Raw genomic sequence first — 667 nt, forward strand, 5'->3', positions numbered from 1 at the left:
ATCGGCTGTGGAGTAAGATGCGCCGGAAAAGCATGCCCAGTTCCAGAATGTTTCTCGACGCATGTACCCAGCCGAAAAGTCATGATGCCCATAACAAGCAATTTCATTTAGCTTGAACTTGCCGAGAGCACAGTGAACTTCACCGCTAGCAGGAAGTGCTGCCGTTTTTTGAGCATAGACCCAGCCATTGACTGCGGTCGGTGTACAAAGAGCCATTTCCTCAAAGCTTGGTTTCTCTATGGTTTCGGCCTGAATGTTGAGCTCCGAGCCAAAACCAATCTCGAGTATTTTGCGCCGCTCGCCCTGTGAGTTAAGTTGGTAGCGCATTTTGATACTATGCTTGCCTGACTTGAAGCTTGATATGCCATTATCGGGACGGTTCGTCATATCTAGCCCGAGTGCAAAAGGTTTTTTGAATTGCCAAGTAAGCATTTTTTTATCTGAAGTTCGATAGATATAGACAAAAGCTGCGCCCAAATAGCGTAAGTCAGCTAATGCGCAGCCAAATATCAGGTCACCACTTATGCCGCCGAAATATTGAAAGCGTTTAAAATTGAAATGGCGCTGCCACTTATTGGCGCGTTTGTTCATTGGTGTTCGATAATCTGCGTCATTGATATTAATTTCATTGACGGCGTGTTTGAAGCGTCCTAAATGAGGCTTCCCG

1 protein-coding gene is annotated in these 667 nt (G+C 45.9%); it reads right to left on the reverse strand.

The genetic code is table 11. The annotated features are described in order from the left end of the window. Window positions 1-667 (reverse strand): DUF2804 family protein (locus tag A3757_RS23655; RefSeq protein ID WP_156506529.1); only part of this gene is annotated, 667 nt, incomplete at both ends.

Source organism: Oleiphilus sp. HI0117 (assembly GCF_001635235.1).